The 12,667-nt window shown below is 43.2% G+C and carries 12 protein-coding genes; 5 read left to right on the forward strand and 7 right to left on the reverse strand.

Annotated elements, in window-relative coordinates:
- Positions 1–53: 53 nt before the first annotated feature.
- Positions 54–443, reverse strand: a complete 390-nt coding sequence (locus JWG44_RS09315; protein ID WP_205274682.1) for a response regulator — start codon at positions 441–443, stop codon at positions 54–56.
- Between the two features lie 116 nt (positions 444–559).
- Positions 560–2,269, reverse strand: a complete 1,710-nt coding sequence (locus JWG44_RS09320; RefSeq protein ID WP_205274683.1) for an EAL domain-containing protein — start codon at positions 2,267–2,269, stop codon at positions 560–562.
- Positions 2,270–2,553: 284 nt separating this feature from the next.
- Here JWG44_RS09320 and JWG44_RS09325 point away from each other — a divergent pair, with 284 nt between their 5' ends.
- The 3 genes from JWG44_RS09325 to JWG44_RS09335 all read left to right on the forward strand — a co-directional run bounded on the left by JWG44_RS09325 (position 2,554) and on the right by JWG44_RS09335 (position 6,380).
- Positions 2,554–4,164: a peroxidase family protein gene (locus JWG44_RS09325; protein ID WP_205274684.1), complete on the forward strand. Its 1,611-nt coding sequence runs from the start codon at positions 2,554–2,556 to the stop codon at positions 4,162–4,164.
- Positions 4,165–4,257: 93 nt separating this feature from the next.
- Positions 4,258–5,217, forward strand: coding sequence for a YjgN family protein (locus JWG44_RS09330; protein ID WP_205274685.1), 960 nt, complete (start codon positions 4,258–4,260; stop codon positions 5,215–5,217).
- A gap of 5 nt (positions 5,218–5,222) precedes the next feature.
- Positions 5,223–6,380, forward strand: a complete 1,158-nt coding sequence (locus tag JWG44_RS09335; protein ID WP_205274686.1) for a M48 family metallopeptidase — start codon at positions 5,223–5,225, stop codon at positions 6,378–6,380.
- On the opposite strand, the gene JWG44_RS09340 is transcribed toward JWG44_RS09335, so the two are convergent.
- Positions 6,373–6,543, reverse strand: a complete 171-nt coding sequence (locus JWG44_RS09340; protein ID WP_205274687.1) for a hypothetical protein — start codon at positions 6,541–6,543, stop codon at positions 6,373–6,375. The two genes, JWG44_RS09335 and JWG44_RS09340, sit on opposite strands and share 8 nt — an antisense overlap.
- A gap of 156 nt (positions 6,544–6,699) precedes the next feature.
- On the opposite strand from JWG44_RS09340, the gene hisC reads away from it, so the two are divergent.
- Entirely contained in the window at positions 6,700–7,803 is a 1,104-nt protein-coding gene (hisC, locus tag JWG44_RS09345) for a histidinol-phosphate transaminase (RefSeq protein ID WP_205274688.1), read from the forward strand.
- A 750-nt stretch (positions 7,804–8,553) separates the two neighbouring features.
- The gene (locus JWG44_RS09350; protein ID WP_205274689.1) at positions 8,554–8,724 is read left to right on the forward strand and encodes a hypothetical protein; all 171 of its coding nucleotides are present in this window, start codon (positions 8,554–8,556) and stop codon (positions 8,722–8,724) included.
- Here the strand turns inward: JWG44_RS09350 and JWG44_RS09355 are convergent, their stop codons facing one another.
- The 4 genes from JWG44_RS09355 to mutL are packed head-to-tail and all read right to left on the reverse strand — an operon-like array spanning position 8,725 to position 12,660.
- Complete coding sequence (locus tag JWG44_RS09355; protein WP_205274690.1) at positions 8,725–9,996, reverse strand: replication-associated recombination protein A; 1,272 nt, start codon at positions 9,994–9,996, stop codon at positions 8,725–8,727.
- Positions 9,993–10,220, reverse strand: coding sequence for a hypothetical protein (locus JWG44_RS09360; protein ID WP_205274691.1), 228 nt, complete (start codon positions 10,218–10,220; stop codon positions 9,993–9,995). The genes JWG44_RS09355 and JWG44_RS09360 overlap by 4 nt, the downstream gene beginning before the upstream one ends.
- Before the next feature lie 60 nt (positions 10,221–10,280).
- The gene (locus tag JWG44_RS09365) at positions 10,281–10,901 is read right to left on the reverse strand and encodes a YqaA family protein (protein ID WP_205274692.1); all 621 of its coding nucleotides are present in this window, start codon (positions 10,899–10,901) and stop codon (positions 10,281–10,283) included.
- Positions 10,870–12,660 carry a DNA mismatch repair endonuclease MutL gene (gene mutL, locus JWG44_RS09370; protein ID WP_205274693.1) on the reverse strand — a complete coding sequence of 597 codons (1,791 nt, stop codon included), beginning with the start codon at positions 12,658–12,660 and terminating at the stop codon, positions 10,870–10,872. The genes JWG44_RS09365 and mutL overlap by 32 nt, the downstream gene beginning before the upstream one ends.
- Between the last annotated feature and the right edge of the window lie 7 nt (positions 12,661–12,667).

Raw genomic sequence — 12,667 nt, forward strand, 5'->3', positions numbered from 1 at the left:
AGTTTGCGGAGCGTGAAAATTACTGCCCAAGTCGGGTTTAAGAAGGGGAAATTTTATCCTTCCAAAGCGGTTGTGATCGTGGAAACCAATTCTTTTTCATCCCAAGGTTTTTTGAGATAAGAACGCAGATTGATTTCTTTTTTTAGAGCTTCGATGGAAGAATCGTCAGCGTGCCCCGTTACGATCACCTTTTGAATGTCGGGATATTTGCTGTGGACTTGTCTAAGAAATTCATCTCCTTTTACGTTGGGCATCAACCAATCGGAAATGATGATAAGAATTCTAACGTCTTCGTGAATCAACTCTTCTATGATCTGCCAAGCCTCGCCGGCGTCTAACGCCGTTTCATACCGATACCCGTCCCCGAGGTGACGTTTCACCTGAGATTTCATGCTCATAAGTATCAGAGCTTCATCGTCTACAAAAAGAATTGCCTTATCCAACTGATGTACTCACCTATTCTATTCGACTCGCCTAATCATAAAAAAACGCAAGGCGTTACAGTATTTGGAAAAAAAATAATGGCAAGTCAATTTTGGAAAAAAATGACAAACCTCTTTTAAAGTGAAATCTGCGGTATGGGAAGAATTTCCGGAGAAGGCTCCATAATATAATAGCCCTGACAATATTCTACCCCCAAAGAACGAACCGTGTCAAATTCTTCTTTCCCGGCGACAAATTCGGCGATCACCTTTGCGCCGATTCGATGGGCCATTTCCGTCATTGCAGAGGTAAGAAGAAAAGGAGTCTGACTCAGGTGAATTCCTTTGATAAACTTACCGTCGATTTTGATATAATCGGGATCGATCTCCATCAATCTTTCGAAATTGGATTGATCCACTCCGAAGTCGTCGATCGCGATCTTACAACCGCATTCCTTGAGTTCCTTGATAGTTTCCAATCCTCGATCTCCTCCCGCGAGGCGATCGGTCTCTAAAATTTCGAGGGTCAACCTTTCGGGAAAAACGCCGTAGTGTTGAAGACGACTCACAACCCAAAGTGCAAATCCTTTTTTTTCAAGATCGGATTCCGAGATGTTTACGGAAAAGGAATATTCTTGATGTTTTGAAAAGTATCGAAGCGATTTTTCGATCATGATCGGCGTCAAAAGACGAATGATTCCGGTCGATCTCGCGATTGAAATAAAACTCGCCGGAGAAAAAATCTGACCGCCTTCTTGGATTCTCGCAAGACATTCAAACTTCGTAATTCTCTCGAGTTTGTTGTCGTAGATTCCCTGAAAAAAAGGAATCACGTTGCCCGCGTTGATCGCGTCGTTCAGCTTTCTGCCGAGAATGAGATTGATCTGATACTGATCCCCTTCTTCCATCGCATTGGAATACTGCATCAGTTCGAGTTCGCTGTTTTGAGCGGCGTTCATCATCGCGATTCTCGCCTTATAGTATAACGCCGAATAGTCGGTTGCCACTCCGATGGAAACGTTCACACGAAAAGAAATTCCGTCCGCCTCTAAATATTCAGATCTAAGAAGAATCCGAAACGCCACAAGAAGAGAATGGAACTTACTCTCTTCGATATCGGAAAGTACCGCGACCTCGTCCTGATAAAGATGAAACAATCTTCCCGACGTTCCCAAAAACGCGGAAAGTGAATTTAAGAATTGATTGAGAACCTTGTGATAAACTCCTACTCCGAAATGATGAGTTGTAGAAGTGGAAGATTCGATCCGGATCACCGAAAGTGTGGAAGGAATTTTTTGAACCTCTTTTTCATCCAAAGCCCTGCGAAGACTTTCCAGATTGGGAAGTTCGGTTTCCCGGTCATAGAGAAGGGTTTTTTCCAATTTTTGATTGAGATCCAAGAGCGAGACGTCCTTGAAATAGGATTTGAGCGCTTCTCGAATGGTAAGAATCAAATCGTTCGAATCCCAGGGTTTGGAAAGATAACGATACAAGTTTGCGCGGTTCAACGCGTTTCCCACGGCGTCTGCGGACGCTTGACCGGTAAGCATGATCTTTCGTATGTCCGGATTTCGATTGTGAATCCGAATGAGGAGTTCGTCTCCTTTAACTCCCGGCATCACTTGATCGCAGATCACTACCGGAATATCGATTCCAAGACTCAGATATTCTTCTAAAATTTCCCAAGCAGACTCGGCGTCCTCTGCGGTTTCAATATCGTATTCTTTCCCGAATGCGAGTTTGAGTTGCTCCTTGAGACCCCTCAGGATGATCAATTCGTCGTCGACCAGGAGTATGACGGGTTTGGATTCTCCGGTTTCTTGTTTAGAAAATTCGTTTCCGTTCATTCGTGATCCTAAAACAGTGTTTCGTTTAACATGATACAAACGTCGAGTTATCGGATCGAAAATTGATTTCTAAAAATCAAATTCAGTTTTTCGCCGAATGTATTTCAAAAAAGCTGAAATACTACTTCCGATTTTGATTCTAACTCACGTTAGTTTTTCTGAATGCCGAAGGCCCAAACCGGACGGTCAAAGTTCTTAGATTTGACAACCGGGTCTGTAATTATACTCTTCCCCGTAGAACGCCAATTATTTTTTTATATTCTTATGAAATCCGGAAGGTTTTGATGATTCTTGTAAATTTTGAGAACGAAAGGGAAATTAATTTAAACGAAAATTCCGCTCCCCAGAGTCTGTTGGAAATTAGTCTGACAAATGGAATTCCCCATACGCACGCTTGTGGAGGAAATGCAAGGTGTTCCACTTGCCGCGTCTTAGTTTTGGAAAATCCTTCCAATTTATCGGAACCTCAACAAAAAGAAAAAGATCTGTCGCAAAAGAAAGGCTTTCCGGAGGCGGTCCGACTCGCGTGCCAAGCAAAAGTAACGGGAGACGTACGTGTTCGAAGAATCGTTTTGGACGAAGAAGACTATAATCTAACGATTCCGGGGTCGGCGACGATCTCGGGAGAAGAAAAGGAAATTGCGATCCTTTTTAGCGACATCCGCGACTTCACTAGTTTTTCGGAATCCCACCTTCCTTACGACGTAATCCACATACTCAATCGTTATTTTTATAAGATGGGGGATATCGTTTTAAAACACGGAGGTAAGATCGACAAATATATCGGAGACGGACTTATGGCGCTTTTCGGAGTGGACGGAGGTTCTCCGGAAGAAATTTGTATCAACGCTTTACGAGCGGCCAAAGAGATGGAACTCGAACTCTATTCTCTCAACGAATATTTGAAATCGCATTTTCATATAAACTTTCGGATCGGAGTCGGAATACATTATGGAAGCTGCATATTAGGACAACTTGGACATCCAGCGAACATGTCCTTTACCGCGATCGGAGATTCCGTAAACATCGCGAGTAGAATCGAGTCCAAAACAAAAAAGGCAGGCGCTACCGTACTCATCTCCGATTCTTTTTACGAGCAGATTCGCGATCGAGTTCGAAAAGGAAGGGTATTTTCCACAAAACTCAAAGGAAAAACCGGAGATTACAAACTCTACGAAATCCGCGAGATCCTCAAAAAAGCGAGTCTCAATACTTGGGAAGAAGCGAAAGAATATCTTCGAAAGATCATTCTTGTGCGAGAGACCGGAAGTTGGTTAAAGTTAGTCTATCATCTCGCTTGTCTCTTTGACGAAAAAGAAAACTGGTTAGGACTCGGCGGAGCGGCTCATTTTAAAAACTTCAGCTCCCTTCCAGAGAATCAGGATATCGTAGCAAATCTGGATCAAATTATAAATGCGAAGAAAAACTTTTCTCAAAAAAGCGGCACCTCCTATTCTCTCGCCGACTTTTTAGCGTTAGCCGGCGTTGTAGCTCTCGAAAAATCGGGAGGCCCGAGAATAACGATCGAACCGGGAAGAGAGGACAAATCCTCCGCTGTTATCAAACAAATTCTTCCTTTGGGAATGATGACTCAAAAGGATCAGCTTCCGTGTTTAGGAAAAATGAATCTGAACGTGCAGGACCTAGTCACGATCTCGGGAGCGAGAACGATCGGATGGTTGGGCGCGGAATCCTTTACGGCCAATCCGTATTATTTCGATAACAGCTACTTCCACGTTTTGTTAAAAGCCGGACTCGAAGGACCGCTTTTAATTCCAAACGATCGGGAGTTATTAAAGAACGACGAGTCTCGGGCCCTCGTTCTGGAATACGCTTTGAATCAAAACAAATTTTTCGAGGATTTTACTCGAACGTATTTAAAACTTACTCTTTAAAAGTATTCTTTGTAAATTTTTTCTTGAACGATTCAGGATCTTCTCTAACTTGATCGATCAACGCTTTTTTACCAATGATTTCAGGAGATAGAAATGCAGAATGAAAATCAGAAATTCTCGATCGATGCAAAAGGAGAAGATCTTTTCTTAATCTATCTAAAAAACATTTTTTTTACTCTTATCACGTTCGGTGTTTATTATTTTTGGGCAAAGGTAAACACTCAAAAATTCGTTCATCTACACGTTCTTTTTCAAGGCCAACGTTTCGATTATCACGGAACCGGTAAGGAAAATTTTATCGGTTTTATAAAAGGCTTGGGACTGATGATCGTAGGAGCTCTTTTTGCGGGAGGAATCTATTTTGTAGCTTCCCTTTTTGGAATTTGGGCGAAAGTTGCCGTTACCGTTGCGCTCTATGCGGGACTTTTATGCGTCATCCCGTATGTGGTAATCGGATCTAGAAAGTATTTTCTGAGCCGAACTTCGTTTAACAATATTCGATTTCGGTTTAACGGAAAAGTCGAGGAGCTGCTTAAAATTTTTATTCCCGGCGCGCTTTTAACCGCCGTTACTTTCGGAATCTATTCGGCTTGGTTTATCAATCGTCTGGAAAAGTTTTATATCGAAAAGTCCCATTTAGGAAACGCCGACTTTCAGTATGAAGGAAACGGAAAGGAATTATTTTTTATTTATCTCAAAGGGATCTTATTTACTCCTTTTACCGCGGGAATTTACTTCTCCTGGTTTCATGCAAACGTCCATAACTACGTCTGGAATCACACGAAGTTTCAGGGAATTTCCTTTCGTTCCGAACTCAGAGGTGGGACCGTTTTTTTAAACGGACTTATCTCGATCGTATTGGTATTTTTCACGCTCGGGATCGGAGTTCCTTGGGCTTATCTTCGAGGTTTAAGAATCATAACGGATTCTTTATATTTGGAATCCGCTCCCGATTTGTCGTCCATTCAGGGAGTAAAAGATCCGAAAGCGAGCGCTTTAGCGGACGGAATTTCCGAAGCGAGCGAGGCAATCGGTAGTATCTTCGGCAATTAAAAAGGATGTCAGATCTTTATTACGACGGGCAATCCGCCGTTCCGGTCTCAGGAAATCTCATTCCCAAAGAGACCGGCTTGGTTTTCGAGTCAACAGATTCGGTCGGAAGAATATTCCATTTTTCTTATAAACAAATTCAATCCTTCGAAAAACTCGGGAACGAATATCGACTCGAGTTGGAAAGCGAGGAAGAAAAAGGACAGGATTCGATTCTCACATTCGTATCCGATGAAAAAGCCGAACAAATCCGGAAAAACAGAAGTAAAACTTTCGGAGACGGTTTAGGCGGTCTTGTCTCTCGATTCTTACAACTTCCGAATTTATATCAGATTTTGATCGGGGGTGTTCTCGCCTTTGGAATCGTTTTTCTCCTTTTTACAAAACTCGATCAACTTTATATTTTTGTTCCGGAATCGGCGGATCGATCTTTGGGAAACCTCATTTCGGAACGGTTTGAAGCCAGTTATTCCGAATGCAAAAATCGGAAGCTAAAATACGGCGTGGAAAAAATTTATAGAACCATTCTTCCTAAAAAAAGAAAAGACCTGTATGAAATTCATATTTTGAGAAGCGACGATATCAACGCCTTCGCGCTTCCCGGAGGAAAAATTTATATCCTTTCGGGTTTGATCCGGGAATCGGAATCCCCGGAAGAGATCGCGGCGATTCTGGCTCACGAAATTTCTCATATAGAAAAAAGACACGGTATCAGACAAGTGATTCGTCTCTTGGGGATTTCGGTCGTTGTCAAACTGGCGATCGGTCTCGGGTTCGAAGATATCGGTTCCTTGGAAACGATAACAGAAATCATCAACACTCTCACCATTCTAAGATATTCGAGAGAATTTGAAGAAGAAGCCGACGAGAACGCGTTTGAAATTCTTAAAAAATCGGAAGTGGGCGTGAAGGGTTTTATCGATTTTTTTGAAAGAGAAGAGGCAAAAATCAACTCTGATAAAAAAAATCGGAATCAAAAACATTCCAATGAGGAAGAAAAAAAATGGGATCCAGCGAAGATCTTAGATTGGTTCAGCACACATCCGGACAATAGAATCCGGATTCAAAAGGCGAAGGATTTTTCAAAAGGAATGAAGACGAGAACGAAAGAGATTCGATTGCAAAACTGGAAGTCGATCCGGGAAAGTTGTTCCGAATCTATTTAACATCGTCCAAAGGAAAAAGTTCCTTTACGGTATTTCCTAACGCACGATCGAAACTTTCAAAGGACTTTAGAATTTCTTGAAGTAAGGCCTCGCCGTTTTTCAGGTCATACGAGGTCAGCGGTTTCGCTTCCAAAAGTTCTTGTTCTAACTGCGTGTCTTTCATTTTGTTTCCAGCGTTTTTTTATTCGGCAACCTTGTTAAGGTTAGAGGGAAAATTCCGAAAAAACCCAACGCGACAAAATATTTTTTTTCGAAAGACTCGGAAAAAATATTCTTAAATCGATTCCCATTTTTTTTAGACCCAAAAGTATGGGAGATGATGGTCCAGTTTCAACCGATACTCAATTCTCTCAAAAGTTACGAAGCGGGAAAACCGATCGAACTCGTTGTTCGCGAATTCGGGATCGACCCGGAAAAGGTGATCAAACTCGGATCCAATGAAAACCCGTTCGGTTGTTCTCCGGCGGTCGTAAAGGCCGTCCAAAACTTCGCGCCGAAAATGTCCTTCTATCCGGACGATTCTTATCTGGATTTAAAAAACTCCCTCGCACAAAAATTCGACGTTTCTCCCGAGAGAATCATTCCCGGAAACGGAAGCGATCAGGTTTTGGATTTTGCCTGCAGATGTGTTTTGACGCCGGGTGATTCCGTCTTAATCAATCGAATCACGTTTGCGATGTATCGTATCTACTCGCTTCAGTGTGGAGCAAAAATTCATTCGACCGAAACCGTTCCCCACGACTTAAACTCGTTCTTAGATCTGGCAAAGGTCGTAAAACCCAAAATTTTGTTTTTATGCACTCCGTCCAATCCGGTCGGAGACGCCCTTTCCAAATCGGACGTTTACGAATTCTTAAGACAACTTTCTCCTGATACGTTAGTCGTCATTGATGCCGCGTATATGGAATTCGGAAAAAGGAAAGATCCGGACAAATTCATTCCCGCAAAGGAAGTTACGGATCTTTTTCCGAACGTTTTTTATACCGGAACGTTTTCCAAAGTTTACGGTCTTGGAGGAATGAGAATCGGTTATGGAATCGGAAACGCCGAATTGATCAAAAATATCTACAAGATGCGCCCGCCGTTTAGTGTGGCCAATCTTTCGGCTCTCGCCGCGACGGAAGCGTTGAAAAACGAAGATCACGTTGAAAATTATCTCAAGACCAATTTAGAAGAAATGAAACGGTATGAGAATTTTGCCCGAGAACAGAGTATCGAGTTTATCGATTCTTATGCAAACTTCATCACGTTGTTTGCGAGAAAACACGGGAAGTCCGCGACGACGATCACGCAGTCTCTTTTGCGAAAAGGAATCATTCTGAGGGATCTAAAAAGTTACGAACTGAACGCGCTTCGAATTACGATCGGAAGACCGGAACAGAACGAAAAAGTTTTAGAGGCTTTGAAAGATGAATTCATATAAGAATTTTATAATTTTCGAATTCGATCGATGCAAGACTCGGACGTCCTAAACGCAAGTCCGAAAGGTATGTTCGTTAAAACGAATCGACTTGTAAGAACGGCTTGTCGGAACTACGGCAGTCCTCTGTGAAAGTCGCGCGCCCCGCCCGATTTTCGGGTGGAGGGGCGGGCGGCGGAAGAATTCGGGAGATTTTTCTATATCACAAAATTATAATTTTGCAAGGAAAATTCTCTCTCAGAGCTTTTGTAGGAACTCCGACAAGAAATTTTACCGGGATCCTTCTTCATTCTAAATAACTTTCTAACTTGTGGGGAAGGTTATGCTGATTTTTGGGCGGGGCGTGACTGGCGAAAGACTCCGGCTGACTTTGCTCTATCAGAAAAACCTTATCTTTGCAAGTAAAATTCTCCTCGTCGGAACTCCGACAAAAATCCATCTTGAAATCCTGTTGATTCCAAACAGTGCCTCAACTTGTGAGCAAATATATACAAGTCAGAAAGATAATCGAAATAAAAGCAAAAAAAATCACTCCCATTCAAAATAGGGCGAAACAGAAACTTTGTTTTGGACCGGTTTAGTCCGGCGATTTTTGAAACGAAGATTGTAAAAATTTCGAGAAGAAGATCTGCAACGACCGTTGCAACGGATTTGTAACCAAAACGCAATTCTCCCCCTAAAAAAAAGGTTTAGTATTTTGTAAAACGAAACGAATACTAAACCTGAGAGGTCTTATCCTCGAAAGGAGGAAACATGTTCCACTCGGAAGCAAAACAAAAACAAACGAACTCGTCGATCCAAAGGAGTTCTTCAAATCGGATTTCCGAATTCCAAATCCAGAAAAATGAAAAAGAAACCAAAGACAATTTTTTAGAAACCACAAGCAAACAGTTTAGAATTCGTCCCGAACTCTACGACAAATAATCAGCTCCCCTTCTTCCAAAGCGTTTTTCCCCAAATCTTTTCCAGATATTCTTTGAGTTTTAACTCCATCCCATTACCGGTAGGAAAGTAAAAACGCGGAGGTTGTTCGGCGATCTCATCCGGGAAATAATTTTGTTCCTTAAAACCTCCGAAATCGTGAGGATACAAATAACCCTGCGACGCTCCTTCCTTTTTATGAAGAAAGGTGGGAGCGTTTCTCAGACGGTTCGGAATTTTAATTCCCGTACCGTGTTCTCTCACAAAGGAAAGCGCAGCTCCGATTCCTTGATAACTCGCGTTCGACTTTGGACAAGAAGCGAGAAAGGTCGTAACGTGAGCAAGAATCAATCTTCCTTCGGGCATCCCGATCGCCTCGAGCGCGTGCAAACCGGAGACGGCCAAAGGTAAACCGTTTACCGAAGCGTTTCCGATATCTTCGCTCGCGAGGATGATCAGTCTTCGCATAATAAAAAGCGGATCTTCACCGCCTTCGAGAAGGACGGCAAGGTAGTATAACGCGGCGTCAGGATCGCTTCCTCTCACCGATTTGATAAAAGCCGAGATGACGTCGTAGTGCGATTCTCCGCTTTTATCGTATTCGATCACACGGCTTTCCAGATATTCTTCGATATCGGTTTTTGAAATTTCGGACTCGGGAGGAAAACTAAAACTGATTCCTTCCAAGTTCGAAAGAAGTTTTCTTCCGTCCCCTCCGGAGAATCGAATGAGAGTTTCTTTTGCTTCTTCGCTGAGTTTGATCGGAGGTGAAAGATTGGAAAGGCCTCTTTCCAAAAGCGAAGATTGTTCTTCCAGACTCAAGGGTTCGATTTTAAGAATTTGGCATCTCGACAAAAGAGGTCTTGTGATACGAAAAGCTGGATTTTCAGTCGTCGCTCCGATAAGAACCAGATGACCCGTCTCCACACCTTTCAAAAGGCTGTCTTGTTGCGATGCGCTGAAACGATGAATCTCGTCCAAAAAAAGAAGGATCGTTCCTTCCCTTTCCGCTCTCTCCAATAATTTTTTGATCTCCGCGACTCCCGTGGAAACGGCGTTGTATTCCACAAAAGGAAGGTTCCATTTTTTGCAAAGAATTCCGGCTAACGTGGATTTTCCGGTCCCGGGAGGACCGTAAAGAATGATCGAAACGGGAGAACGATAGTTTACTAGTTGTCTGGTGGCGCGAGATTGACCGATAACTTCCTCGAACGAAGAAGGTCGTATCTTATGAGCCAAAGGTGGAATCGGCTTTTTTGTAAAAAGATCGCTCAATTGGATTCCAATTCGTTTCGAATCTTACGAAGACAAGTTCTAATCGTGGCGTTGCAGACGTCGCAGGCGCTGTGACAACAAACCAGGGATTGTTCTCGGATGTTTCCTTGAAGAATGTTTTCGATCAAAGCCGAAATCCGGATCGGAAGATCGAACAGATCCAAATTTTCGCGGATGACCTCTTCTCTTGTTTTAGGAAATAAATTGGGTTGATTGGTTTCCAAAAATTAGACCTTGATACAATAGATTCTTCTTAGATAGGACTGCGGCAAAACGCGAAAAGTTTACATTCCGCCTCCGACCCAACCGAATTGAATCAGATAATAGAATACTATAAAACGGGGAATTCGAAAAAGACAACCCTGAAAAAAGAGAAGATATCTCATTTTCATTGCGCCCGCAGCGAGAGAAACCCAGGAATACGGAAGCGGGGTCAGAGCAGCCAAAACCACAGCCCAAAAACCGTAACGATGCAAATAGTGTTCGAGTTTTTGTTCGTGTTTCTTCACAAAACTCGCGATCCCTTCGATCTTCGGAAGAAGAATCCTTCCGGTCAAATACGAGATTGTTCCGCCGATCAGACTTCCGACGGACGCGGAAACGATCACCAAAATGGAATTCAATTTACCTGCGACGGCGATCATCAAAAAAACGTCGGGAGGAATAAAGACGTGTAAAGAATCCGCAAGAAGAATTCCGATCCCTACTCCGAAAACTCCGGTGATCTCGATGAACTTTTGCGAGAAGTTCAAAACCGGCTCCGGAAAAACCCTCGCGAGAAATACGACACCCAAAACGAGGATTACAATTCCGACTAACGTTTGGCGGAATAATTTACGAACGACTCGATCCGGTTCTTTGCCCGGAACTTCTTCACTTTCTGTGGAACATTCTTTCGAGGTCATCTCTGCTCAACTTAACTAAGGTAGGTCGTCCGTGAGGACAACGGGAAGGATTTTCACAATAACTCAATCGGTTCAAAATTTCTGCGAGGATCGGATCGGAAAGATGATCTCCCTTTTTGATCGCGGAACGACAGGCCACACATTTCGCCATAAGATCGTATAACTCGGGTTCGCTGGATTCTTTTCCTTCCGTTCTGTTTAAAAAATCGAGAATGATTTCCTTTTCCTGACCCGGTTCCATATAAGCCGGAATTTCCCGAAGTACGACGCTGTCTTCGCCGAGCGCGTCCAAGAAAATTCCGACTTCCTCATATTCTTTTCTTCGATTTAAAATGTCTTCCTGTTCTTGTTTGGAAACGTCGATCCGAATCGGAGTCAGAAGCGGCTGAATCCCGTAATTCTTCTTTTCGAGTTTTCTCAAAACTTCTTCGTAACGAATCCGTTCGTGCGCCGTATGCTGATCGATGATATAAAAGCCGTCTTCGGCTTCCGCGAGAATAAAAGTCTCAAACAAAACCCCGAAATGTTTTTTGGGAATAAAAGAAGAATGTTTTACAACGTTATCCGTCAGTGCGTTCAAAGAGGCTCCCGGTCCCATCCGATCCAGATCAAAACCTTCCTGACGAGGAACGTCCGCAAAGAGTTCCCTACTCAAAAGAGGGCTTTGCCCGCTTCCGATCGGCGAATGAGCTTGATAAAGAGAACTGGTTTTAAACGTATCGGGCGTCGGTCTTAAGAGACGTTTTTTCAATTCTAAAAAACTAACGGGAGTGCTGGAACGAAGTTCTTTTTGGATGAGGGTTAAGAAGAACCCGTTGAATCCTTCTTCGTCTAAAAATCGAATTTCTTTTTTTGCCGGGTGAACGTTGACATCGACCCGCGAAGGATCGATTTCAAAAAATAAAAAACAATACGGATGTCCGTTCGGAGGAAGGAGTTCGTCATACGCCTTCTTTAAAAGAACAGAACTGTATTTGATTTCGATCGGACGGCCGTTAATAAAGATAAACTGGCCGGTTCGATTGGATTTATAAAAATCAGGATCGCTGATAAAACCGAAGGCCTTGATTCCGCCGCGCTCTAAATTGACTTCTAAAAGATGATCTCGAAAGTTTTCACCGAAAAGATCGATGATTCTATCTTTTTTATTCTCTCTCGCAGGAAGCACATAGACTTCCTTTCCGTCTTGGAACAAACGAAAACGAATGTCTTCTCGCGCCAAGGCTTGGGTCGTAACTCGGTCCCGAATCTTTTTGTCTTCGGAACGGATCGACTTTAAGAATTTTCTACGAACCGGAGTATTGAAGAACAATTCTTCCACGAGGATTTTAGTTCCCGTAAAACCGGGGATCTCCTCTTTTTCGGAAATTTTGCCTCCGATCGATTGAATCTTCCACGCGGTCTTTTGATCCTTGGTCCCGCTTTCCAACGTTAGGCGAGAGACCGAAGCGATGGAAGCAAGGGCCTCTCCGCGAAACCCGTAACTCAAAACGTTTTCCAGATCTCCAAAGTCCTTGATCTTACTTGTGGCGTGTCTTTTAAGAGCTGGTTCCAAATCCTCCGGGTCGATTCCCGAGCCGTTGTCAGTGATTCTCAAAAGAGAAAGTCCGCCGTCTTTGGATTCGATATCGACCTGGGTCGCCCCGGCATCCATAGAATTTTCCATAAGTTCCTTTACGACGGAATGTGCAGACTCGATAACCTCGCCGGCGGCGATCTGATTGATAAGCTCGGGACTGAGTTCCCTGATTTTTCCCATGGACTTC

This window comes from Leptospira ainazelensis (assembly GCF_016918785.1).
Lineage (GTDB): Bacteria > Spirochaetota > Leptospiria > Leptospirales > Leptospiraceae > Leptospira > Leptospira ainazelensis.

Excerpts from the sequence above, each read along its gene's own strand:
- JWG44_RS09320 (WP_205274683.1), bottom strand. The coding sequence starts at position 2,269 with ATGAACGGAAACGAATTTTCTAAACAAGAAACCGGAGAATCCAAACCC.
- JWG44_RS09325 (WP_205274684.1), top strand. The coding sequence starts at position 2,554 with ATGATTCTTGTAAATTTTGAGAACGAAAGGGAAATTAATTTAAACGAA.
- JWG44_RS09330 (WP_205274685.1), top strand. The coding sequence starts at position 4,258 with ATGCAGAATGAAAATCAGAAATTCTCGATCGATGCAAAAGGAGAAGAT.
- JWG44_RS09335 (WP_205274686.1), top strand. The coding sequence starts at position 5,223 with ATGTCAGATCTTTATTACGACGGGCAATCCGCCGTTCCGGTCTCAGGA.
- JWG44_RS09340 (WP_205274687.1), bottom strand. The coding sequence starts at position 6,543 with ATGAAAGACACGCAGTTAGAACAAGAACTTTTGGAAGCGAAACCGCTG.
- hisC (WP_205274688.1), top strand. The coding sequence starts at position 6,700 with ATGGTCCAGTTTCAACCGATACTCAATTCTCTCAAAAGTTACGAAGCG.
- JWG44_RS09350 (WP_205274689.1), top strand. The coding sequence starts at position 8,554 with ATGTTCCACTCGGAAGCAAAACAAAAACAAACGAACTCGTCGATCCAA.
- JWG44_RS09365 (WP_205274692.1), bottom strand. The coding sequence starts at position 10,901 with ATGACCTCGAAAGAATGTTCCACAGAAAGTGAAGAAGTTCCGGGCAAA.
- mutL (WP_205274693.1), bottom strand. The coding sequence starts at position 12,660 with ATGGGAAAAATCAGGGAACTCAGTCCCGAGCTTATCAATCAGATCGCC.